This is a genomic window from Psychrobacillus psychrodurans, assembly GCF_050209195.1.
Taxonomy (GTDB): domain Bacteria; phylum Bacillota; class Bacilli; order Bacillales_A; family Planococcaceae; genus Psychrobacillus; species Psychrobacillus psychrodurans.
In genome coordinates this window covers 2,499,668-2,522,644 of sequence record NZ_CP189791.1, presented here as the reverse complement: position 1 = coordinate 2,522,644, position 22,977 = coordinate 2,499,668, and the positions used below count along the sequence as shown (strand labels likewise).

Below are 22,977 nucleotides of genomic sequence, written 5' to 3'. Positions count from 1 at the left end.
TCAAAGGCTAAGAGAACCACAAAGTGTGGCAACGCCTTCGTGACCTACATCCTGTTGGCCTCCGTGGGGTGATCGATGAGCTATCACCGTCGCCACCTTACACTCCAATCAATATAGAGTGTAGTTCTCCACTCTGGAGATAGAGAAAAGCATATCGCTGAGATAATAAGAGTAATCAAAATTATTATAGGGATAAAAATCGTCTGCCGATTAGGTATACTACTTTATAATGAAAGAAGCAAGTGGATTTTCTTTATCTGAGGCCGTTTCATCCTTACTTATTTTAAGATAAAATACGTATATTTATATGATTTTATATCCAATTATTCGATTATATAAAGCGGAAATCAACGGCATAACTATGTCTTAATTAAGTAAATAACTGTATGTCCAAAGACCTTCCAAAAATCGGTGGTTACAGGTTCTTTCTTTGTTCCTTAGCTCTACTGAACCAATGAAAAGTTATTTGAAAATATCGACTTTATCATTCTGTATATTTGGGGCTACACAATACGTAAAATGTGTTATACTAATTCAAGGTTAAAAAACAATAAGTATCACATAGTTACAGGAGGACTTTTCATATGGCAGTTTCAATTGCGATTAATGGTTTTGGACGTATTGGACGTATGGTTTTTCGTCAAGCAATAGCACAAGAGGATTTAAATGTGGTAGCGATAAATGCGAGATACCCGTTAGAGACATTGGCACATCTTATTAAATATGATTCTACACATGGTACTTTCACTGGAGATATTTCACTAGAAGAAAACGCTCTAATTGTAAATGGCCAACGAGTTCAAATTGTGGATGATCGTGATCCAGCAAAATTACCATGGAAAGAGCTAAACGTGGATATTGTTATTGAATCCACTGGTAAATTTAATGATGGTGAAAAAGCTAAAGCACATATTGAAGCTGGTGCAAAGAAAGTGATAATAACTGCTCCTGCAAAAAATGAAGATGCAACTATAGTTATGGGAGTAAACGATGATAAGTTAGATTTATCGATTCACCATATAATTTCGAATGCAAGCTGTACAACAAACTGCTTAGCACCTGTAGTGAAGGTATTGAATGACACATTTGGTATTGAAAATGGGTTAATGACAACCGTTCATGCATATACAAACGATCAAAATAATCTAGATAATCCACATAAGGATTTACGTCGTGCACGTGCCTGTGGTCAATCAATCATTCCTACCTCAACAGGAGCTGCAAAAGCACTTACACTTGTATTGCCAGAGCTTCAAGGGAAGATTCATGGTATGGCATTACGTGTACCAACTCCAAATGTCTCTTTAGTAGACTTAGTGGTGGATTTGCAAAAAGATGTTACTTCAGAAGAAGTTAATGAGGCTTTCCTTAAAGCATCTGAAGGTACAATGCAAGGTATATTGGGTATTACGATGGAACCTCTAGTATCCATCGACTTTAACACTACAACTCTGTCTACAACGGTGGATGGTTTAACTACTATGGTGATTGGTGACCGTAAAGTAAAAGTTCTTGCTTGGTATGATAATGAGTGGGGTTACTCTGCTAGAGTAGTTGACCTTACTAAAAAAGTAGCTTTATCTCTATAATTATCCAAACCTCTTTCTAGCGATTAGAAAGAGGTTAATTATTTCTTGCATATTTCAATAAAACAACATATAATGAGAATCGTGTTACTTTACTTGTACACCGACTACTTAAAGGGTTAGGACCTCTTTGGACTAACTTTCCCCCGTGGTAGTCAACTTTGAGGTTAAAAATAAAACTTATCAAAGGGGGAAACGGACATTGGAAACAATGGGACGTCACATTATTGCAGAACTATGGGAGTGCGATTTCGACAAACTTAACGATATGCAATTTATCGAGCAAACATTTGTTGATGCTGCACTAAAATCTGGTGCAGAGGTCAGAGAAGTTGCATTTCACAAATTTGCGCCACAAGGTGTAAGTGGAGTCGTTATTATTTCCGAATCGCATTTAACGATTCACAGCTTTCCAGAGCACGGTTATGCAAGCATTGATGTGTATACATGTGGTGATTTAGATCCATCAATCGCAGCTAACTATATAGCAGATGCTCTTAATGCTGGAACACGCGAAACGTTAGAAATGCCACGTGGTATGGGACCAGTTAAAAAGCCTGCATCACGATTGACAGTTCAAGCGTAATAGATTTATACCTGACTGAGTGAGCAGAGGAAGAGATTCCTCTGCTTTTTCGATTTTACCCGAAAATATTGTTATAATAGATACATAAAACTACTGTGAAGAATTAGGAGAGATCTATATGAGATGCCCAACTTGTCAATACAATGGCACAAAAGTTGTCGATTCTCGTCCTGTGGATGACAATAAGGCAATCAGGAGAAGAAGAGAATGCGAAGATTGTGGATTTCGTTTTACTACGTTTGAAAAAGTAGAAGAGACACCATTAATCGTTGTAAAAAAAGATGGTTCCAGAGAAGAGTTTAGTCGTGAAAAAGTGTTACGAGGGCTAATTCGTGCATGTGAAAAAAGACCAGTTGCATTAGAACAACTAGAAAATATTGTTTTCTCTATTGAAAAAGAATTACGAAGAATGGGTAATGCAGAAGTGAAATCGGAAGACGTCGGTGAAATTGTAATGGACAAACTTGCAGAAGTAGATGAGGTAGCTTATGTCCGCTTTGCTTCTGTTTACCGCCAATTTAAAGATATAAATGTATTTATCGATGAGTTAAAGGAAATTTTAAAGAAAAATCCTTCATTATAAATTGAAGTATCATTTTGTGAAACAGCGTTCTATATTTTAATATATTCTAAAGGGGAGTAGATACAATTGTCGATGTTATATAAAGAGCTACAGCCAGCAGATTTGTATATGATTCGCTTACCATATTCTTTATCAGATTATGATCGGCAATTGCTAACTTTGTTTTATCAGCCGTTAGTTGGAGCAGAAAGTATTAGCTTGTATTTAACACTTTGGGCAGAAGGAGAACAAAAAAGCAGTGAGAGATGGTCGCATTACCAACTGATGAATGTTCTCGGGATGCCTATAGGTAAAGTTTTTCAAGCTCGTCTTGCTCTTGAGGCAATTGGTCTTCTACGTACATGGAAAAAAACGATGGATGAAGGGAATATATTCCATTATGATCTTTCGGCACCATTAGATGCAGAGTCATTTTTAAAAGATCCATTACTATCCATGTTTTTGCTAAATAAAGTTGGTGAAAATGCTTTTAAACAATTACGTAATCGTTTTATTCAAAACTCCAATTGGAATGATGGTTTTAATGACGTCTCTAGAACATTTATGGATGTATTTAAACCATCCTCCAAAATGGATAATTCTCTATCTTACGATGACACTTTCGTATCGAAGGAAAGGAAATCAGCTGTTCCATTTTATTATGATCAATTTGATTTTTCATTACTTCAAGAGGGACTTTCTGAGCAATTAGTACCTAAATCAGCGATGACAATAGAAGCGAGAGAAGTAATTGCAAAACTCGCCTTTTTATATAAATTAAGTCCAGTGGAAATGCAAAAAGTAGTTATTCTTGCGTTAGATGATGAATTACATCTTTCAGAAGCTAGATTAAAAAAAGCATGTTCGGATTATTACAAACTTACTGTTTCCAAAGTTGCGCCTGTAATAGAGAAGATTGAAAAACAAGTTGTATCTTTGGAATCCGCTCAACCCTTAACGAAGGAAGGTGAGTTAATCCATTATTTAGAAACAACGCCACCGGTGTCAGTATTAAAGGATATCGCAAACGGAAAAGAGCCAATTCTCGCGGATGTTCAGTTAGCTAATCATTTTGTAACTCACTTCAAAATGCCGATCGGAGTTGTTAATGTTTTGTTACAATATGTATTATTGCGTACAGACATGAAACTCACGAAAAATTATGCGGAGAAAATTGCTTCTCATTGGATGCGGAAAGATGTCAAAACAGCCAAAGAAGCGATGGAGCTTGCTAGGAACGAACACGAACAGTATGTAAAATGGAAAAATGAAGGCTCTCCACAAAAAACATATACAAAAAAGCCGACGCGCGAGGAAAAAGTGCCTGATTGGTTTTATAAGAAAGATGGAGAAACAAAGAAATCATCAGGTAAAACTACGAATGGTATTCAAAATATCGATGAAGAACGTCAAAAATTATTAGCAGAGTTAGGCATGTTGAAAAGGTAGGTGACAAGTATGGAACGTATTAATGAAACCCTCAAGAGAGTTGTATCACCTGAATTTACTACTCGACTAAACGATATGAAAAAGGAAGTCTTAGAAGACGCTAGAGTGCAGAAGTTTCTGGAGGAAAACGCCTCAGATATCAATAAGGAGATAGTCGATCGTAGTTTGAGTAAGCTATATGAATTTATATCTCAATCACATGATTGTGGCTCTTGTCCAACGTTAGATCAATGTCAGAATTACATGAAAGGGTATGAGCCTAAACTAGTCCTTGATCGAAACCTGATAGATAATGATTTTATTCGCTGCAAACGAGGCATTATTGAAGACGAGCGTAAGAAAGTTATTTCTATGATCGACAGTATTCATATGCCTAAAGAAGTTATGGAAGCTAGTCTTGCAGGAGTAGATTTAGAGGATGGCAGTAGAGTTGTTGCAGTCCGTGCAGCTAAAGACTTTCTTAACGAATGGGAGCGTACAAATGTACTTCCAGTAAAAGGCTTATATATCTATGGCATGTTCGGAGTAGGGAAGTCGTATTTGCTAGGTGCACTTGCAAATGAGTTAGCGGCAAGACATATTCATTCTGTAGTTGTATATGTACCTGAATTTTTAAGGGAAATGAAACAAGCAATTCAAGATCAGTCATTAGCAGAGAAGATTGAATTCGTCAAACGTGCTCCGGTTTTAATGTTAGATGATATTGGGGCAGAAATTATGTCTAGCTGGACCAGGGACGAAATTTTAGGGACAATTTTACACTATCGAATGTCAGAGCAGCTACCGACTTTCATGTCCTCTAACTTCAACTATGATGAGTTGCAGCATCATTTGTCCTTCACGCAGCGCGGGGAAAAGGAAGTTGTAAAAGCTGGACGAATCATGGAACGAATTCGAGCTCTTACGACACCGATTGCTCTACAAGGGAAAAACTGGAGGGAAAGTTAAAGGATAAGAGAGAACTTGCACGAAAAAATGAATTTCAGCTTGCAAATGGATTTTCAGTGACGTATAATCATTTCCATAAGAATAAGTAAATGCAATGAAGAGGACAACACTCAGTTTGTACGACTTTGAAGAGAGAGAAGCCATGGCTGTAAGCTTCTTAAGTATCGGCAATCGATTTACCACCTCCGAGCAGTAATTGTGAATTGATATAGCAATTACCGGTCACCGGCCCGTTAGCCGATGCAAAGCTTCGTCTATTTCATTTCTATTGGATAGACAGAAGAAGGGTGGAACCACGACTTGAACCTCGTCCCTTTTTAGGGATGGGGTTTTTTTATTGTTTTTTAAATGTCTAGCTCCAGCGCCAAGTCCCTCGAGGTCGCTTCAGTCTCTTGGTTGAAAGCGAAAAGAATGCTTTCAATTTGGCTTTCAGCGCTTGTCGGGGCTAAAACAGGCGCTTGTGCTTTTCTTATTATAAAGGAGTGTTCAAAATGGCAGAAATTATTAAATTGAAATTTCCAGATGGAGCAGTAAAGGAATTCCCTGTATCGACAACTACAGAAGAAATTGCCCAATCGATAAGTCCTGGCTTACGTAAAAAAGCACTTGCTGGAAAATTAAGTGGAGTATTAATTGACCTTAAAACACCAATCACTGAGGATGGAGACATCGCAATTATTACTCCGGAATCCGACGAGGCTCTAGAAATCTTGCGCCATAGTTCGGCACATTTACTTGCGCAAGCAGTTAAACGTCTTTTCAAAGATGTTAAATTAGGTATTGGACCAGTTATTGAAAATGGTTTTTATTATGATATTGACTCACCAGTGCCGATTACTGCGGAAGACTTACCATTAATCGAAAAAGAAATGAAAAAAATAATTAATGAAAATATTGAAATCATTCGCCACGATGTTTCTCGTCAAGTTGCTTTTGATAAATTTAAAGAAGATGAATACAAAGTAGAACTATTAGAAGCAATCCCTGAAGGTGAACAAGTTTCTATTTATGAGCAAGGAGATTTCTTTGACCTTTGTCGTGGAGTTCATGTTCCATCTACTGGGAAACTTAAAGAGTTCAAGCTATTAAGCATTGCTGGTGCATACTGGCGTGGAAATAGTGATAACAAGATGCTTCAACGTATTTACGGTACTGCATTCTTTAAAAAAGAAGAGCTTACTCATCATTTAAATATGTTAGAAGAAGCAAGAGAACGTGATCACCGTAAAATTGGGAAAGAGCTAGATTTATTTACAACTTCTCAAAAAGTTGGTCAAGGTTTACCGCTTTGGTTACCAAATGGAGCGACAATCCGTCGTGTTATTGAGCGTTATATTGTAGATAAAGAGCTTAAATTAGGTTACAAACATGTATATACTCCAGTATTAGGTTCGAAAGAGCTTTATGAAACTTCTGGTCACTGGGATCACTATCAAGATTCTATGTTCCCGCCGATGGAAATGGACAACGAAACATTGGTACTACGCCCAATGAACTGTCCACATCATATGATGGTATTCAAAAATGGTATGCATTCTTATAGAAACCTTCCGTTACGTATTGCAGAGTTAGGGACAATGCATCGTTATGAAATGTCAGGTGCAGTATCAGGATTACAACGTGTTCGCGGAATGACTTTAAATGATGCGCATTTATTTGTACGTCCAGACCAAATCAAATCCGAGTTCCAAAAAGTTGTAGAATTAATCATTTCGGTTTATAAAGACTTTAACTTAGAAGACTATTCTTTCCGTCTTTCTTATCGTGATCCTCAAAACAAAGAAAAATATTTTGATAACGATGAAATGTGGGAAAAAGCACAAAGCATGTTAAAAGAAGCGATGGACGAGCTTGGTTTAGATTACTTTGAAGCGGAAGATGAAGCGGCATTTTACGGACCAAAATTGGATGTTCAAGTGAAAACAGCGATTGGCAAAGAAGAAACTTTATCGACTGTTCAGCTAGATTTCTTGTTACCTGAACGCTTTGACTTAAATTATGTTGGTGAAGATGGCAAGCAGCATCGTCCTGTTGTTATCCATCGCGGGGTTGTTTCAACGATGGAGCGCTTTGTAGCATTTTTAATCGAAGAATATAAAGGTGCATTCCCAACTTGGTTAGCGCCTGTTCAAGTTGAAATCATTCCAGTTTCCAATGAAGTACATTTTGAATTTGCTAAACAAATAGAAGAGCAATTAGTAGCGGCAGGTTTCCGTGTTGAAATGGATGATCGTGAAGAAAAACTAGGTTATAAGATTCGTGAAGCACAAATGCAAAAAGTTCCATACATGCTTGTACTAGGAGATAAAGAGCTAGAAGCAGGTAATGTCAACGTTCGTAAATACGGAGAACAAAAATCAGAAAGCATTCCTTTTGCAGAGTTCTTAGAACGTTTGAAAGAAGAAGTAGCACATCAATAGATTTGGTTGTTGACATACCTATTTCAGCATGATATAGTTAATAAGGTTATTGAATACAAGTTTGCGGTATAAGAAGAGGCTGCCCGCTTCTCACCTGTTTGACACCTACAAGTGTTGTTGACTGGTAAGCACAAGATCGACTGTAACATGTAGTTACTACATGTACTCATATCGGCGGGCAGACATATACTATATGTCTGTCCGCTTTTTTTATGGATCTAAAACGGCGTAACTTATTCGTTTCTACGGAATTTATGCCCAAACCATGTATTCGCGACACTATTTGGAGGTGGATCATTATTAGCAAAGACATGTATGTAAACGATGGCATTCGAGCTCGCGAACTACGAGTTATTGATCAGAATGGTGATCAATTAGGATTAAAAACACGTAACGAAGCACTTGAAATAGCAGGTCGTGTAAATTTGGATCTTGTCCTTGTGGCTCCTCAAGCCAAGCCACCAGTCGCTCGTATCATGGACTATGGTAAATTCAAATTTGAGCAGCAAAAGAAAGATCGTGAAGTTCGTAAAAATCAAAAAATCATCGTGATGAAAGAGGTTCGTTTGAGCCCAACAATCGATGAACATGATTTCCAAACGAAATTGAAAAACGCGATCAAGTTCCTTGAAAAAGGAGATAAAGTGAAAGCATCTATTCGCTTTAAAGGTCGTGCCATCACTCATAAAGAGATCGGACAACGAGTTTTAGATAGATTTGCAGAAGCTTGTACGGAAGTATCCACTATCGAGTCAAAACCGAAAATGGATGGCCGTAGTATGTTCTTAGTGCTTGCACCAAAGAACGAAAAACAGTAATAGAGTACAATTGTTTAGGAGGAATTCGACATGCCGAAAATGAAAACTCACCGTGGAGCTGCAAAGCGTTTCAAAAAAACCGGGACTGGAAAATTAAAACATGACCGTGCTTTTGGAAGCCACTTATTCGCTAACAAATCTACTAAAGCAAAACGTAAACTACGTAAAACTAAAGTAGCATCTTCAGGCGATTACAAACGTATCAAAACTTTATTAACTTACATGAAATAATAACAGAAATTCAATCATTCGAAAGAATAGCAGGAGGTAATGAATCATGCCACGCGTAAAAAGCACACCAGTAACTAAACGTCGTCGTAAAAAAGTATTAAAATTAGCTAAAGGTTATTACGGTTCTAAACATACATTATACAAAGTTGCTAACCAACAAGTAATGAAATCATTCATGTATGCATACCGTGACCGTCGCAACAAAAAACGTGATTTCCGTAGACTATGGATTACACGTATCAATGCGGCTGCACGTATGAACGGACTTTCTTATAGCCGTTTAATGCACGGATTAAAATTAGCTGAAATCGAAGTTAACCGTAAAATGTTAGCGGATCTTGCAGTAACAGATTCTCAAGCATTTACACAACTTGCAGATGCAGCAAAAAAAGCAATCGCAAAATAATTTAAGATAAAAAAGCTGATAGAGATTCTATCAGCTTTTTTTGTACAAGGGGCCTAATATGTATGACAAACGTTATTCTTATTTTCATATTAATCATGTCGATTATCGCTTTTTTTGTAATGGGATACGACAAATCACAAGCAAGAAAACAGGGGCAACGTATTTCGGAAAGAACACTTTGGACATTCGCGCTATTAGGTGGAGGAATTGGGGCATATATTGGAATGCAAATGTTTCGCCATAAAACAAAGCATACGAACTTTCGTGTTGGATTTTTAATGTTAATGATCTTATATGCTTTCTTAATATTCTACATATTAACAACAGACAGCTCTATTATTGCATAGGGGTGTCTTTTTGTGTATGCTCTGATTTCCGGGAGAAGTGCCTGTGTTTTGTGAAAATTGGCACAAGACACTAGTAGTGATGCCTCGTTGAAGACCAATTATTAAAAGAGATAGGAATTATGAAACAGTGTGCTTTGAGCAATGACATGATTTCAGTTAACGCGGTCGAAACGAGAAGAAGAAAAAGCCTTTAGGGTAACCGTTATTGCCTGTGTAATTAAGCTCTTACATTGGATTTATGCCTTGCTAAAGAAAAGAACTACATTCCAGGATTAGTGAAAAATATTGACAAACTATTAGCTGGTCTAATTGAAGAATGAATTTATTTTTATGCTCCATTTATAAGAAACCACTTAAAAAATTTACACAGTTTTGTTATGTGGGAGTAAAGCTTTTTTTCCAATACTTATATATATTTCAACAGGCAAATAATATAAGATAACTGCAACTATATGAAGTTCTAAACTAAGAAGAAGGACCTCTTTAAATAAGGTAGCTTCGAGTTCACTGAAATTTATATAAAGCATTGTATATAATAACGTGGTGATTACTCCTGACAGTAAATAAGCGATTATTCTCTGATTAAAACTCTTTGTAATTGAAAAGAAGAGTAAAGGTAAATCTTTTAAAAAGTATAGAACAATGACACTTATGGTTCCGATTATAAAGAAAAACTCATTTACTATGTCAAATTTGCTAATAAGAATCAAACGAATTAATAGAAAAACTACTGAAATTGCAAAGGTATACGCAACCTTGACCATATTTGCCCTCGTTTCTAAATTAAAATAAACCTATTAACACAATATGTTTCTGGAAGTTATCATGTTTCTGCACTTCTTGCTAAAGCACCCTTTAATTGAAGAGGGTTGGGTAAAATCTTTAACTAAACAGTTTATATAAGACGTACCCAACGATTAAAACAACAATTAATATTCCTGTCCCTTTCCAACCCATACTACCTGTCAAATCAGTGAGATTTCCAGTTTCACCTCTATTAAATCCATCCCTTAATGCACCGCTAGAATTTTTTTGAAGTTCTTGTTGTCTTAATCTTTCTCTTTTTTCATTTGGAGCTTCTTGTCTATTATCCAAACCTAACACCACCTATGAGTACTATATTCTCTAATTTCTATGCATTCACCTTCTTTTACTAACTTGCTAAGTTAGGTCAATATTGCAAAACTACTCTTGCAGGTAGCCATATGTTTTACGAAAGTACCCGTTAGCCATCCATGTATCGCAAAACCAGCGATACACCACAGAGAATGAAAATGGGAAAACGAGTTAGGATACTACAGCTGGAGAAGTAGGTCGATCATTGGTGCCATTGAGCCCATCTGTTAGTCTGACTCCAACAACCACGGTGTATCAAAGACTGTCGCACTCTATTCGTGTAGCACTCATGGGAGATTAATCCTACTCTGGTTATTGCACCAGACTGCCTTTATTTTAAGAAGAAGGGAGTTGATAAAAAAAGAATTTTCTGAGTCTCTTTTTGTTATGCAATTTTATAGATTTTGAGAGTTTTTTAATTTTCATGAGAAATTGAAAAGGATTATAAAAACTCAACTTTTTTAATTACACCTTCATATTTGAAGAAAATTTGAAAGTTGCGTTCTTTATTTAGTTTTTCGAGTTCTTCTTCGGAGTAATCTCTAAACATTGTTTCAAAGACAAGGGTATATAAGTAACCATTACGTGTGTCTGTTAAACCCAAGGGTTGTATTGGTCCCAAAGATTTTTTCAATATAGAAGAATCAGTTACAACTTCAAAGTTAATAGATAGTCTTTCCTCATTTGTGAGTTCCTTTCTAGAAATCAACGATACCTCATACCTTACTCCTCTAAGAGGCGTATCAAAAGCGCTATCATTTAAGATAGCAATATCACTTTTAATTTCACTTATCTTAAATGGAACAGTATAGGTTTCTTTTTTGCTAACACTTGAATGGTCACTTTCTATTTCTTCATCAGGCTTTGCTGATTGCTTAGCATCATTAACTACTTGTTGATTGGTACATCCTGATAAAAACAATAGCCCGAGCACAGTAAGTGAACTAATATAAAATACTTTCATCATTCTTCCCCTTTGTTCAATAATATACATATATTAACTTATTCAACACAACCGTAAAGAAGCCGAAATAATACTAATCCATACTTGTACTGGCTTGCCTAGGTCATCCGATTATATCTACCTGTATCTACCAGAATCACTATTGGCTAGTATAATTAAAAGAGAGAAATTACATATACAAAACCATATACTTGCTCTTGTATTTCATTTACTTGTGAGAACTGGGAGCCTACTTGTCATCCTTCATAGATTACTTGTGCAGACTGTTAGTTTACTTGCTTAAGAAGCTTATTTACTTGCGGAACGGAAAATATATCCATCAATACTTTCAATTATCTGGTGGATGATCTATTAAAAAAATTCTACCTCACAGTGGTCCCTAGGATATGCGCATTACGAGCCGTAAGAGCGCAAAGAATGAGACTTCAAAAGGGGTGAAGGGACGAAAGATAGCGATCGCGATCCATCCTTGAAGGTTACAAGCGAAGCATGCGGAAATTTCAACATTCATGTAGGGTGTTTCCTATAGTTAAATATTTGATATTTTTTATCGATTAATTACAAAAAGGTTAGCCGAAAACTCTCGACTAACCGTGTTTTATTTTCACTTGTCATCCCGCATTAATTGCTCAATAGGGCTTTTCCAGTTTATTTTGGCATTTGGGTAATTCATTTTAATTTCATTTTGTAAGAAACGTAAGTCTTCTTTTGTAAAGCCCTGTAATTTAGCTGGATCTTTTGTCCAAATAAAGATAGAAACGACTTCGAAGGCTTGGTCGGTAGTACCTAAATATTTTTCTCCTTCAAATAGGATCCCTTTATACGTGATAAAGAAGTTTTTACGAACATTTTTTACCTCATCATAATAATAATACTGTTCTTTTTCATATGCCTCATCCAGTTTACGCTTAGGATCAAATAAGTAGCGAAGAATTTTATAAAAAACATATATGATAAGTATCAAAATAAGCAGTCTTAGTAAATGGAACATCTCAAATGTCCTCCTTGTAAAATACATTGTACTTGCTATACGATAGAAGAGGTAGTTTGGTTTCAAAATAAATTAAAATATTTGGAGGAAATGATGAATTTACACAAACTTTTTACAATGCAGCGCGCTTTAGACCAATATATACAATCCAACAAGCAAGTTACGGAGGATGTTTTTGTAAAAAAAGGGTTGGCACTAATAGTTGAACTTGCGGAACTTGCAAACGAGACGAGATGCTTTAAATTCTGGAGTGAAAAGGGTCCTTCAGAACGAAGTGTTATCTTAGAGGAGTATGTTGATTCTATTCACTTTATATTATCGTTAGGTATAGAAAAAGGATTTGAAGATTTAGAGGAATGGCCTTATAAAAGTATTGATGGAGATTTAACTGCACTTTTCATAGGCACAAATGAATCCGTTTTGACATTCTTAAATGAACCGACTCAGAATCACTACGAAAAACTGTGGATAATGTATGGGGCAATTGCGGACAAACTAGGGTTTAGCAGTGAGGACGTCTTACAGGCATATATCGAAAAAAATCAAACAAATTATGATCGTCAAAAAAGTGGTTATTGATTTTGAGTGAAACTTTTTCGTAGACTAGCCGTAAAAAAACAATACATATTAAAACGGTGGTGTAATCTATGAAAAAGTTTCTTGTATCTATAATATTAGTTGTCCTGTCACTTTCCTTTGGAATAGTAGCAGAAGCAAAGTCCTATTCCATTGATAAAATACATATAAAATCTTGGATTCAACCAAATGGGGACCTTTTAGTAAATGAAGTATTTACTTATAATTTTGAGGGGACTTTCTCTAAATTGCATAGGTCTTTTCCAAATGAACATGGTAAAGACGTAGAACAATTTTATGCTTATGAGTTAGCCGACTTGAACTTGGAACCAGGGTTTATTGATCAAGCTATGATGACTCCCTTACAAGTGACACAAGATAATAATACATTTTTTTCAAATATAGGAGTACGTAATCGGCAAGTGTCATTTTTGTATGCTTATACGCTCAAAAATAGTGTCACTGTATATGATAATTATAACGAGCTAGATGTTGTTTATTTTGAAGAAGGGGACAACCATGATCAGGATTATTCCAATGTAACTATAGATTATATTCTTCCCGAAACAGTTGAAACAAATACATTTGAAGGCGTTTTGTACAATAAAGCAAAGGTGAAAACGGAGAAAAATACTTTTGGTATTCGATTTACAAGTCCTGTTTCCAAAGCATTTACTGAAACGAAGACTAGTTTAATATTCCCTGCAGACCTAATTGCATTACCTGGAAAAACTAAAGCTGCAATACCCTATAAAGATGCTTTGGCTAATGAAATAGAACAACAGAAAAAATGGAATAAAAGACTGTCTTATATCGATACACTTATCTCATTCATACCGAAAGTCTCATTTACAATACTAATTATCATCTTATGCTTACTTCTTTTCTTACCGCAAAGACATTTTTGGAGAAAGGGGTATAGTGAGGAAGTTCTAAATACGGATGTATTGTATTTGTTTTTTGTTGATAAATGCGGAAACCCCAATACTAAAGACTTCCTTGCAGGTCTCTTTTCATTAGTAGAAAGAGGGGCTGTTAAGGTAAAACATGCAAAGTCTGCACTTCGTTTTAAACACGATCCAAAAGCGCCGGAAGAAACCTTGGATTTCCGGCTTACTAATGGCGAACTCGCGACTTCAGTTTTTGAGAAGCAAATGACTAGTTGGCTATTTACAACTAGAAGTGGCTCTAGAAAATGGGCTTTTCATTTACACGATGCTGCAGGTGCTGCGAAAGATAATAAAAATTCCACATTCTTTCATAGCAAAGTAAAAGTCTTTAAAAAGAAAAAAACGGAGTGGCATCAGTTAGTAGAAAAAGAGTTAGAAGAGGCGGGAGCTATGAATAGAAAAATTCCCCTACTAATCATTACAGCTTCTATCCTAATGCTTTCGCTGATTACTATGTTCGCTTATTATGCAAATGTACAGAGCTATTCGGCTATGGCTATTATAGCCATATTTACGATTATTTTTTTAGTTATCTTATGGATAAAAAAACGTTCGACATTATTTTTAAGTATATACGCTATTCTATTATTTTTCTTTACTACTTCTATTGCAAATGAAGAGGTTGTAAATTTAATAATTGGATTATTATTTATGGTTATCATTTTATATTTTGTTGCACCAAGAAATATTCTTTCGATGAATGCAGTCCGTGCAAAGGATGCAGTACGTTCCTATCGAAAAGAATTAAAAAATGGGATGCCAAATACATTAAATAATAATGAGCAAGAAAAATGGGTAGTAAGATCTTATTTACTAGGTAAAAAAAATGTAGATATACCAACGAAGGAGTTTTCAGTTCCATTTGCTGCCGTATTACTTGCAAGCACAGACCCCATAGATTATGTTACTAAGTCTTGGTCATGGACTAAGGTTTCCACTTCATCAGACGGAGGAAGTTCTCACTCAGGAGGTTCAACAGATGGTGGTGGAGACGGCGGTGGAGGTGCGGGAGCTGATTGAAATATCGTGGGCTCAAATTTTGAAAATGTCATTAATTTAGAATATAATTAAATCGTACATATATTTAGGAGGTCGAAATAATGCCAAAGCTAGATGAAACATTGACGATGTTAAAGGAATTGACGGATGCTAAAGGGATTCCTGGTAACGAGCGTGAACCAAGAGAAGTGATGGAAAAGTACATTGCACCTTTTGCAGATAAAATTGAATATGATAATCTTGGTAGCTTAATCGCAGAAAAAGTTGGAGATGTGAACGGTCCTAAAATCATGGTAGCTGGACATTTAGATGAAGTCGGATTTATGATTTCAAAAATCGATGACAAAGGATTTTTGAGCTTCCAAACAGTTGGTGGTTGGTGGTCTCAAGTAATGCTTGCACAGCGGGTAACAATTGTCACTCGTAAAGGAGATAATATAACTGGTATTATCGGTTCTAAACCTCCTCATATACTGTCTGCAGAAGCACGTAAAAAAGCAGCGGATATAAAGGATATGTTCATTGATATAGGTGCATCATCTAAAGAAGAAGCAATGGAATGGGGCGTATTACCAGGAGATATGGTAGTTCCTTATTTTGAGTTTTCTGTAATGAATAACGAAAAACTTCTATTAGCAAAAGCGTGGGATAACCGTATAGGTTGTGCAATCGCAGTGGATGTATTAAAAGCATTAAAGGATGAAAAACATCCAAACGTCGTTTATGGAGTAGGTAATGTTCAAGAAGAGGTAGGCCTTCGAGGTGCTAAAACAACTACTAATAAAATAAAACCAGATATCGGCTTTGCTGTAGATGTGGGTGTAGCTGGTGACACTCCAGGTATTACTGCAAAAGAATCGACAAGTAAAATGGGTGAGGGACCACAAATCGTATTATTTGATGCTTCCATGGTTTCTCATAAAGGTTTACGTGATTTTGTAACAGATACTGCAGACGAGCATAATATTCCTTACCAATTTGAAATGATACCAGGTGGAGGAACTGATGCAGGTTCTATGCATATTTCTGTTAATGGTGTTCCTTCGCTGTCAATTGGTGTAGCGACGCGATATATACATTCTCATGCAGGAATTTTGCATAGAGATGACTACGAAAACACGGTGAAATTAATTGTGGAAGTGATAAAGAAATTAGATCGTGATGCAGTAAATAAAATTACTTTTAGTTAATTCATAACTTAGAAGAAATGAGTGAGGTATGATTTACTCATCCCCTCATTTACGGTATTAAATTATCATTTTAACTGAGGCTGGGACAGAACCCAAAAACAGCATTTTTCTCTGTGAGAAAAATGCTGTTTTTTTGCTGTGCACAAAATTGATTTCCATTCCAGGTACGCTTTCCACGGGCGTTGCCTGAGCCTGTAGTCTCAGGCGTCATGCTATTCCCTTAGGAGTCGCCCCTCCATTCCAATCAATTTTATTAAATATCCATTATTTAGTAAAGCTCTCTCTCCTTATCCAATAAAATTTCTACTTCTGTCCCAGCCTTTTCCTTTATATAGATTTAATGTGTTCGTTAAATTGAAATATCTAATTTATTCTACAAAGTAGATATATATTAAGCCGTTTTAAGTAATGTAAGAGTCTATATACCTATATTTTATAGATAATAATAGTAAATCATAAAAATAACAACAATTATGGGGAAAAAGTACTTTTAATTCGTGAATCTATGTGTGAAAATGTATTCAATTTTTTATTTCTAAACTGAATTTTCCTGTTATAATGAGTTGTCTGAACTTTTAGTTACTAGATATGTAAAATTCAATTTAGAAGGATGATTTAACATGAGAAATTCAGTAAAATGGAAAATAATTATTACCGTAATGGTCCTGATAATTATTAGTATGTCTGCTTTAAGTGTAATCAGTACATTAATGGTTAGTGACAAAACGGAAGAAAGTTTAATCGAACAAAGTCAAGTAGTGGTTAATGGTATGTCTTCCACAATTGACACTTACCTGGGTTCTTATGAAAGTGCTGTGGAACAAATGTCTAAATCCTCCGAGATTGTACAATTTTATAATGAATATATAAATGCAGAGGAAGATGCAAAGGCTCCGCTTCAACAAGAATTATCTAACAAGTTTAAAGAATTCTCGTCTGTATATGATGCAACTTCAGCTATTTACTATGCGTTACCTAGTAAACATTTAGAAATTTATCCAGCGGCAGATTTACCAGCAGACTTTGATCCTACATCAAGAGAGTGGTATCAAAATGGACTTGCGAGCAAGGAAGAGTTTGTTTGGTCAAAACCATATATGGATGAAATAACTAAAACGTATACGATTACTGGTTCTAAAGCGGTTGTGGTAAATGGAGAGGTTATGGGAGTTATCGGTATTGATATCCTACTATCACAACTGACAAATACTATATCTGAAAGTGAGCTAGGATTTGATGGGTATCCTATTATTATGGAGGAAGATGGAACGGCCATTGCACATCCTACGTTAGCAGGTGAAAACTTATCTAACTATACATTTATAAATAAAATGCTAGCGAGTACCGAGGAGGAAGGGGTAATTCGCGATTCTACTGACGGGATGTCAACAATATCCGTATTCACAACTCTCCCAGGGTTAGATTGGAAAGTAGGAGCAGTTTATGAACAGGATAATATAAATCAGATTGCTGATAGCATTCGTAATGTAATTATAATGATTGCATTAGCTATTATGATATTCATGTTTATTTCTCTTTACTTTGTAACAAAACGTCTAATACAGCCTATTGAGCAATTGAAAAAACTAATGGATCAGGTAGCCGAAGGGAATCTAACAGTTCATGCGAAAGTTGATACTACCGATGAAATAGGTCAATTAGCAAATAACTTCAACAAAATGACGGATAGCATGCATAACATAATTGGTGTAGTAAAAGACTCAGCTAATCATGTACAATCCAACTCAGAAAGTTTAAGTGCAGTAGCAGAGGAAACTACCGCTTCAGCAGAACAGGTATCTGTTGCTATTGAAGAAATAGCGGAAGGTGCTTTAAAATCAGCAGAGGATGCAGAAGAAGTTACAAATAACTCAGTTCATTTAAGTGATCAGATCAATCTGATCAGTGAGAAATCGCATAAAATGACGACTATTGCCAAGAAAGCCAGTGAAATTAATATCAATGGCCAAAATCAGATGCGTGAATTGAAAAACTCCTTTAATAGTTGGGAAACAAATTTGACTTCTATGGGTAGCGTTGTTAATACGCTAGAACGTAAAGTAAAGGCAATAGGTGGAGTAATGGAAACAATCATGGAAATCTCTGCACAAACAAACTTACTTGCTTTAAATGCAAGTATTGAAGCAGCAAGAGCGGGTGAACATGGTAAAGGTTTTGCGGTAGTTGCAGATGAAGTTAGGAAATTAGCGGAACAGTCAGCTAAAGCAACAGTAGATGTTAAAAAGACCATTCTTGAATTACAACAGGAATCAGCTTTAGTAAGCGAACAAATGAATGAAACGAGAGAAACCTTCCAAAGTCAGGGGACGGTAGTGGTTGATACAGAAATGACCTTTAAGGAAATATCGGAGCTTATGTCCTCTATGCAAACTTCTATCGACGAAGTATCTAATGAAATAGAACAAGTATCTAATTACAAGGAACAAGTGGTAGATACAATCCAAATGATGGCAGCTACATCACAACAAACGGCTGCTGCATGTGAAGAAGTGAGTGCTTCTTCCGATGAACAACTTCGTGCTATTCAATCGGTAGCTAGTGCATCTGAAACATTGACAGAACTAAGCGACAAATTAACAGAGGCCGTAAATCGCTTTCAAGTATAATAAAAAGAAGTTCATATAAATTAAGTTGAATATTCCTCATGCGAATTTATTAGTACATGAAAATGTACTAATTCTGGATACGCATGAGGTTTTTTTTCTTTATATATATGTATCAATGGTGTCAACCAAACCCTAATACCAAACAGTGTATACAATAAACGTCTGTATGCATATATATGTAAATGGATATGCAATTTAATACTACGTTTTATATGGAATTACAGAGGAAATATAATAAAAGTATTTTTGGGTCAGTCATTTCAAATGTATGTAAATAAAAATGAATTTTTATTGTTTGTATAATAATTCACTTGACTTAATATTTATCCAATAATATAATATGTATTACATAAATATACGGAAAAGGAGATTTTTTAGATGAAGTTACTCGAATGGGTGAATTTAAAGGTAGTGGATAGCTTAAAAGGGAAAGACTTACTAACGCTTTTAGATTACTCAAAGGAGGAAGTTAGCGATTTAATCCAGTTGGCAGTTGAGTTGAAGGCTTTGACGAAAGCTGGAAAATGTCCTCCATTACTAGAAGGTAAAACGTTAGGCATGATTTTTGAAAAACATTCAACCCGTACAAGAATCTCCTTTGAAGTAGGTATGAAGCAATTAGGTGGTAACGGTATGTTCATGAACGCGCGTGATTTACAGATCGGTCGAGGTGAATCTGTATATGACACAGGTCATGTTTTGTCTGGTTACTTAGATGGAATCATGATTCGTGCAAATTCCCATGAAATGGTTAAAGAGCTTGCTGAACATGCCAGTATTCCTGTCATTAATGGTTTAACAGATATTTTCCATCCATGCCAAGCACTTGCTGACATTTTAACGATTCATGAAGTAAAAGGATACACTTCTGGACTCAAACTTGCATATATCGGTGATGGAAACAATGTTGCGCATTCACTAGTAATAGCTGCAGCTCATATGGGGATGCATATTTCCGTGGCAACTCCAGTTGGCTATGAAGCTGACATGCAAATACTAGAAAAGGCTAATGATCTTGCTCTAAAAAATGGTGGCTCGCTGTTCGTTTCTAATGATCCTGTAGAAGCGGTTGTAAATGCAGATGTTGTATATACGGATGTATGGACATCGATGGGGCAAGAAGAGGAAACAACTAAGAGACTTGCTGATTTTAAAAACTATCAAATCAATGATGAATTAGTTGCTAATGCAAAAAAAGATTATATGTTTTTACATTGCTTGCCGGCCCATCGTGAAGAAGAGGTTGCCAGCTCTGTGATTGATGGTCCGAACTCGTATATTTTCCAACAAGCTGAAAATCGCTTGCATGCACAAAAAGCAATACTTGCATCAGTAATGGCTTAAATTTGTATCACAAATGAATGTAGACAGGGTCTGTCTCTTTGTTTGGAATTATTTATAGTGATGTCGTGTATCAAGATGGATAACTTCATCACTACATAGGAAGAGTGATTCGGGAGACGCTGAATCACTCTTTATTATTTTTAAAAAGTAAGTCTAGGTATGTGAAGTTTAAATTACACTATTTCTATATCCTACTTACATTTAGATACATAGATTAGAATTACAATATGTATTGCCAAAATCTCCTCATTTGAACATAAAAAAGAGTAGAGCGACGAGCACTCTACTCCAAATAAACAAGTTTATTCAACTTGGGCTTTAGTTGTACTATCAATAGAAACAACTACGTTTTCTTTCACTTCCTCTTTCACTGGACGCTTAGACCAGTACGTTGCTAAAATCGGTCCAGAAATATTATGCCATACAGCACCTAATGCACTTGGAAGTGCTGCAAGTGGCCCTAAGTGAGTACCTGCTAAAGCAACACCTAAACCAGAGTTTTGCATACCTACTTCAATAGATATAGCACGACGATCCAGCTCAGATAATCCCAGAAGTTTTGCGGTATAATAGCCAAGTAATAAACCTGCTCCATTATGCAAAAATACTCCTAAAAATACTAACAAACCAGCTGAAGCGATATTATTTACATTTCCTGCAACAACAGCTGAAACAATAGTTATTATTGCCAACACGGATATTAAAGGGACAATATTTGTACTTTTCTCAACGGCAACTGGAAACAATTTTTTCACGATTAATCCAAGTACGATTGGGAAAATTATGACTTGAACAATTGATATAAACATTTCAACTGCATTTACAGGCATCCACTGTCCAGCAAATAAAAGTAATAATGCTGGTGTTAATAATGGAGCAAGCAGTGTTGAAAAAGATGTCATTGTAATCGAAAGTGGCACGTTTCCTTTTGCTAAATAAACCATTACATTAGAAGCAGTTCCTCCAGGGACTGAACCGAGTAGTACTAGCCCCGCGGCTAACTCACTAGGTAAATTTAATATATAAGCAATTGTAAAAGCAATAAGTGGCATTATGACAAATTGCGCTATAACACCGATGATAACAGGTTTAGGGTGTGTTGCGATTAATTTAAAATCGACTGCCTTTAAGGTGAGACCCATACCAAACATAACAACACCTAGTAAAATTGTAATATAACCCTTGATTGGTAAAAACGTTTCTGGAACTAAAAATGCAATTACTCCTACGACAATTACAAGTAGTGCAAAATATTTGCCTGCCAAATTACTGATAGATTCCAATACTTTCATCTTATTCACCAGTACTTTCTATTTTTACGATTTTTTGTGGATTTAAAATATTGTTAGGATCAAGAGCTATTTTAATCTTTTCCATTACCTGTAAAGCAGCACCGTGCTCTAATGCTTGGTATTTTTGTTTACCAATACCAACGCCATGCTCTCCTGTACAAGTGCCGTTACGATCGATTGCATAATGCACTATTTTTTCATTAAAACTGTCTGCCCTAGCAACTTCTTCCGCATCATTCATATCAATCATTATTATTGCATGGAAATTACCATCTCCTACATGACCAGTAAGACCTCCAATAAGATCAAGTGAATTTAATTCCTTACGTGCAAAAACCACAGCATCGGCTAGTTCAGAGATTGGTACACACACATCAGTAACCATCATTTTTTTACCGACATTCCCATGGATATACGCATACGCTAAGTTATGTCTTGCGTCCCATAGCTTAGTACGTGCTGTATTATCTGTTTCAAATTGGATTTCTTCGCAGCTGTGATCTTCCATTATTTCTTTTGTAAACTCTACATCTTGTTTTAAACCTGCTTCATTGCCGTCAAATTCTAAAAATAAGGTTGGTCTCTCTGCATAATTCGTTTCACTAAAACGATTAACTTGTCGAATAGATTCTTCGTCGACCAGTTCCACGCGAGCGATTGGTATTCCTGCCTGTAAAATAGAAGTGACAGCTTCTACAGCGTTTTGAACTGTCGGAAAGACAGCTCGAGCTGCTGTTGTGAATTCAGGTATCCCGTATACTCTTAAGGTTAATTCTGTAAAACAACCAAGTGTCCCTTCAGAACCAACAAATAAACCATTCAAATGATACCCAGAAGCTGATTTAGCTGCAAGATTTCCAGTATGTATAACAGTGCCATCCGCTAGGACAACTTCTAAATCACGTACCTGATCACGCATCACACCGTATTTAACCGTCGTTGTGCCACTAGCATTTGTTGCTGCCATACCACCAAGTGTCGCATCTGCTCCAGGATCTACAGAGAAGAATAATCCGTATTTTTTTAGCTCCTTGTTTAATTGTGTTCGAGTTACACCAGGTTGCACCTTGACTAGCAGGTCGTTTTCACGGATTTCCAATATTTTGTCCATTAATGAAAAATCGATTGTAATTCCATTATCATAGGGAATTACATGACCTTCTAGGCTTGAACCGCGTCCAAATGGAACGACAGGTATATGTAGATTATTTGCAGTCTTCAAAATTTGACTAACCTCATCCGTTTCTTTGGGAAACACTACTATGTCAGGTAGACTTACTTCATGATAAGACTCATCTTTACTATGTAATTCTCTTACAGTCAGATTGACTGAAATCTGCTCTTCGTTTAAAAATTTCTTTAATTCACTTAAAGTAATTTCAATGGATGTATTCATTTTATTCGCCTCTTTAATATATTGATAATTTATTAGAATATTTAAAATGATTCCAATAAAACAATTATAAGCAGTAATTATAAAAAGGCAAACTTTTATTATTGTAATTTTTGGATATAAACGCAATTTAATATATTGTATATTTGGGGAGAAGGCCGTACGACAATATTGTAAGCGTT

The 22,977-nt window shown here is 35.9% G+C and carries 20 protein-coding genes; 15 read left to right on the top strand and 5 right to left on the bottom strand.

Features of this window, described 5'->3' with window-relative positions:
* Nucleotides 1-584 precede the first annotated feature (584 nt).
* The 10 genes from ACQCPR_RS12190 to ACQCPR_RS12145 all read left to right on the top strand — a co-directional run bounded on the left by ACQCPR_RS12190 (nt 585) and on the right by ACQCPR_RS12145 (nt 9,353).
* The gene (locus tag ACQCPR_RS12190) at nt 585-1,589 is read left to right on the top strand and encodes a glyceraldehyde-3-phosphate dehydrogenase (RefSeq protein ID WP_090564209.1); all 1,005 of its coding nucleotides are present in this window, start codon (nt 585-587) and stop codon (nt 1,587-1,589) included.
* Between the two features lie 199 nt (nt 1,590-1,788).
* Nucleotides 1,789-2,172, top strand: coding sequence for an adenosylmethionine decarboxylase (gene speD, locus ACQCPR_RS12185; RefSeq protein ID WP_090564207.1), 384 nt, complete (start codon nt 1,789-1,791; stop codon nt 2,170-2,172).
* 118 nt (nt 2,173-2,290) lie between these two features.
* Nucleotides 2,291-2,755, top strand: coding sequence for a transcriptional regulator NrdR (nrdR, locus tag ACQCPR_RS12180; RefSeq protein ID WP_090564205.1), 465 nt, complete (start codon nt 2,291-2,293; stop codon nt 2,753-2,755).
* A 72-nt stretch (nt 2,756-2,827) separates the two neighbouring features.
* On the top strand, nt 2,828-4,183 hold the full coding sequence (locus ACQCPR_RS12175; protein ID WP_340931096.1) for a replication initiation and membrane attachment family protein: 1,356 nt from the start codon (nt 2,828-2,830) through the stop codon (nt 4,181-4,183).
* Between the two features lie 9 nt (nt 4,184-4,192).
* Nucleotides 4,193-5,131: a primosomal protein DnaI gene (dnaI, locus tag ACQCPR_RS12170; protein ID WP_427137127.1), complete on the top strand. Its 939-nt coding sequence runs from the start codon at nt 4,193-4,195 to the stop codon at nt 5,129-5,131.
* Nucleotides 5,132-5,622: 491 nt separating this feature from the next.
* The gene (thrS, locus tag ACQCPR_RS12165) at nt 5,623-7,551 is read left to right on the top strand and encodes a threonine--tRNA ligase (protein ID WP_427137126.1); all 1,929 of its coding nucleotides are present in this window, start codon (nt 5,623-5,625) and stop codon (nt 7,549-7,551) included.
* Nucleotides 7,552-7,847: 296 nt separating this feature from the next.
* Nucleotides 7,848-8,369 carry a translation initiation factor IF-3 gene (infC, locus tag ACQCPR_RS12160; RefSeq protein WP_211896192.1) on the top strand — a complete coding sequence of 174 codons (522 nt, stop codon included), beginning with the start codon at nt 7,848-7,850 and terminating at the stop codon, nt 8,367-8,369.
* 30 nt (nt 8,370-8,399) lie between these two features.
* Nucleotides 8,400-8,600: a 50S ribosomal protein L35 gene (rpmI, locus tag ACQCPR_RS12155; protein ID WP_053588661.1), complete on the top strand. Its 201-nt coding sequence runs from the start codon at nt 8,400-8,402 to the stop codon at nt 8,598-8,600.
* A 46-nt stretch (nt 8,601-8,646) separates the two neighbouring features.
* Nucleotides 8,647-9,006, top strand: coding sequence for a 50S ribosomal protein L20 (rplT, locus tag ACQCPR_RS12150; protein ID WP_090564198.1), 360 nt, complete (start codon nt 8,647-8,649; stop codon nt 9,004-9,006).
* A gap of 62 nt (nt 9,007-9,068) precedes the next feature.
* Complete coding sequence (locus tag ACQCPR_RS12145) at nt 9,069-9,353, top strand: DUF1294 domain-containing protein (RefSeq protein WP_090564196.1); 285 nt, start codon at nt 9,069-9,071, stop codon at nt 9,351-9,353.
* Between the two features lie 882 nt (nt 9,354-10,235).
* On the opposite strand, the gene ACQCPR_RS12140 is transcribed toward ACQCPR_RS12145, so the two are convergent.
* The 3 genes from ACQCPR_RS12140 to ACQCPR_RS12130 all read right to left on the bottom strand — a co-directional run bounded on the left by ACQCPR_RS12140 (nt 10,236) and on the right by ACQCPR_RS12130 (nt 12,424).
* Nucleotides 10,236-10,448, bottom strand: a complete 213-nt coding sequence (locus tag ACQCPR_RS12140) for a DUF6366 family protein (RefSeq protein ID WP_427137125.1) — start codon at nt 10,446-10,448, stop codon at nt 10,236-10,238.
* Between the two features lie 463 nt (nt 10,449-10,911).
* On the bottom strand, nt 10,912-11,433 hold the full coding sequence (locus ACQCPR_RS12135; RefSeq protein ID WP_427137124.1) for a hypothetical protein: 522 nt from the start codon (nt 11,431-11,433) through the stop codon (nt 10,912-10,914).
* Nucleotides 11,434-12,037: 604 nt separating this feature from the next.
* Nucleotides 12,038-12,424, bottom strand: a complete 387-nt coding sequence (locus ACQCPR_RS12130; protein ID WP_427137123.1) for a sigma-w pathway protein ysdB — start codon at nt 12,422-12,424, stop codon at nt 12,038-12,040.
* 93 nt (nt 12,425-12,517) lie between these two features.
* Here ACQCPR_RS12130 and ACQCPR_RS12125 point away from each other — a divergent pair, with 93 nt between their 5' ends.
* From ACQCPR_RS12125 to argF, 5 genes are all read left to right on the top strand, one after another.
* A complete protein-coding gene (locus ACQCPR_RS12125; RefSeq protein WP_340930103.1) occupies nt 12,518-13,003 on the top strand; it encodes a dUTP diphosphatase in 486 nt (161 codons plus the stop codon).
* A gap of 68 nt (nt 13,004-13,071) precedes the next feature.
* Nucleotides 13,072-14,970: a DUF2207 domain-containing protein gene (locus ACQCPR_RS12120; protein WP_340930101.1), complete on the top strand. Its 1,899-nt coding sequence runs from the start codon at nt 13,072-13,074 to the stop codon at nt 14,968-14,970.
* Nucleotides 14,971-15,050: 80 nt separating this feature from the next.
* On the top strand, nt 15,051-16,139 hold the full coding sequence (locus ACQCPR_RS12115; RefSeq protein ID WP_090564182.1) for a M42 family metallopeptidase: 1,089 nt from the start codon (nt 15,051-15,053) through the stop codon (nt 16,137-16,139).
* 620 nt (nt 16,140-16,759) lie between these two features.
* Nucleotides 16,760-18,766 carry a methyl-accepting chemotaxis protein gene (locus ACQCPR_RS12110; RefSeq protein ID WP_340930098.1) on the top strand — a complete coding sequence of 669 codons (2,007 nt, stop codon included), beginning with the start codon at nt 16,760-16,762 and terminating at the stop codon, nt 18,764-18,766.
* Nucleotides 18,767-19,144: 378 nt separating this feature from the next.
* Nucleotides 19,145-20,110, top strand: a complete 966-nt coding sequence (gene argF, locus ACQCPR_RS12105) for an ornithine carbamoyltransferase (RefSeq protein WP_427137122.1) — start codon at nt 19,145-19,147, stop codon at nt 20,108-20,110.
* 302 nt (nt 20,111-20,412) lie between these two features.
* Here argF and ACQCPR_RS12100 read toward each other — a convergent pair whose 3' ends face one another.
* Nucleotides 20,413-21,402: a bile acid:sodium symporter family protein gene (locus ACQCPR_RS12100; protein WP_090564176.1), complete on the bottom strand. Its 990-nt coding sequence runs from the start codon at nt 21,400-21,402 to the stop codon at nt 20,413-20,415.
* Nucleotide 21,403: 1 nt separating this feature from the next.
* On the bottom strand, nt 21,404-22,798 hold the full coding sequence (locus tag ACQCPR_RS12095) for an FAD-binding oxidoreductase (RefSeq protein ID WP_427137121.1): 1,395 nt from the start codon (nt 22,796-22,798) through the stop codon (nt 21,404-21,406).
* Nucleotides 22,799-22,977: the final 179 nt, after the last annotated feature.

What these genes read in the sequence shown, in the direction of transcription:
- rpmI (WP_053588661.1), top strand. Translation starts at nt 8,400, where the DNA reads ATGCCGAAAATGAAAACTCACCGTGGAGCTGCAAAGCGTTTCAAAAAA.
- ACQCPR_RS12175 (WP_340931096.1), top strand. Translation starts at nt 2,828, where the DNA reads ATGTTATATAAAGAGCTACAGCCAGCAGATTTGTATATGATTCGCTTA.
- rplT (WP_090564198.1), top strand. Translation starts at nt 8,647, where the DNA reads ATGCCACGCGTAAAAAGCACACCAGTAACTAAACGTCGTCGTAAAAAA.
- ACQCPR_RS12100 (WP_090564176.1), bottom strand. Translation starts at nt 21,402, where the DNA reads ATGAAAGTATTGGAATCTATCAGTAATTTGGCAGGCAAATATTTTGCA.
- ACQCPR_RS12125 (WP_340930103.1), top strand. Translation starts at nt 12,518, where the DNA reads ATGAATTTACACAAACTTTTTACAATGCAGCGCGCTTTAGACCAATAT.
- thrS (WP_427137126.1), top strand. Translation starts at nt 5,623, where the DNA reads ATGGCAGAAATTATTAAATTGAAATTTCCAGATGGAGCAGTAAAGGAA.
- ACQCPR_RS12135 (WP_427137124.1), bottom strand. Translation starts at nt 11,433, where the DNA reads ATGAAAGTATTTTATATTAGTTCACTTACTGTGCTCGGGCTATTGTTT.
- argF (WP_427137122.1), top strand. Translation starts at nt 19,145, where the DNA reads ATGAAGTTACTCGAATGGGTGAATTTAAAGGTAGTGGATAGCTTAAAA.
- ACQCPR_RS12190 (WP_090564209.1), top strand. Translation starts at nt 585, where the DNA reads ATGGCAGTTTCAATTGCGATTAATGGTTTTGGACGTATTGGACGTATG.
- ACQCPR_RS12120 (WP_340930101.1), top strand. Translation starts at nt 13,072, where the DNA reads ATGAAAAAGTTTCTTGTATCTATAATATTAGTTGTCCTGTCACTTTCC.
- ACQCPR_RS12115 (WP_090564182.1), top strand. Translation starts at nt 15,051, where the DNA reads ATGCCAAAGCTAGATGAAACATTGACGATGTTAAAGGAATTGACGGAT.
- ACQCPR_RS12095 (WP_427137121.1), bottom strand. Translation starts at nt 22,798, where the DNA reads ATGAATACATCCATTGAAATTACTTTAAGTGAATTAAAGAAATTTTTA.
- dnaI (WP_427137127.1), top strand. Translation starts at nt 4,193, where the DNA reads ATGGAACGTATTAATGAAACCCTCAAGAGAGTTGTATCACCTGAATTT.
- nrdR (WP_090564205.1), top strand. Translation starts at nt 2,291, where the DNA reads ATGAGATGCCCAACTTGTCAATACAATGGCACAAAAGTTGTCGATTCT.
- ACQCPR_RS12130 (WP_427137123.1), bottom strand. Translation starts at nt 12,424, where the DNA reads ATGTTCCATTTACTAAGACTGCTTATTTTGATACTTATCATATATGTT.
- ACQCPR_RS12110 (WP_340930098.1), top strand. Translation starts at nt 16,760, where the DNA reads ATGAGAAATTCAGTAAAATGGAAAATAATTATTACCGTAATGGTCCTG.
- ACQCPR_RS12145 (WP_090564196.1), top strand. Translation starts at nt 9,069, where the DNA reads ATGACAAACGTTATTCTTATTTTCATATTAATCATGTCGATTATCGCT.